Source organism: Ligilactobacillus apodemi DSM 16634 = JCM 16172 (assembly GCF_001434405.1).
GTDB lineage: Bacteria > Bacillota > Bacilli > Lactobacillales > Lactobacillaceae > Ligilactobacillus > Ligilactobacillus apodemi.
Genome location: NZ_AZFT01000037.1, coordinates 1 through 233, shown reverse-complemented (window position 1 = coordinate 233; position 233 = coordinate 1). Strand labels below are relative to the sequence as shown.

The window sequence follows — 233 nt, the reverse complement described above, 5'->3', positions numbered from 1 at the left end:
GCAAGTGAGTCTGCATCAACATCTGTAAGCGAATCGGTAAGCGCCAGTGAATCCGCATCGACATCCGTGAGCGAATCAGTAAGTGTAAGTGAATCAGCTTCCACATCTGTGAGTGAATCAGTGAGTGCTAGCGAATCTGCCTCAACATCGTTGAGTGAATCGGTAAGTGCGAGCGAATCCGCATCGACATCCGTGAGCGAATCAGTAAGCGTAAGTGAGTCCGCAAGCACATC

Annotated in this window: 1 pseudogene; it reads right to left on the bottom strand. The window is 49.8% G+C overall.

The features are described 5' to 3' along the window. Positions 1-233, bottom strand: a pseudogene (locus FC32_RS10710) (MSCRAMM family adhesin SdrC); the annotation flags it as partial.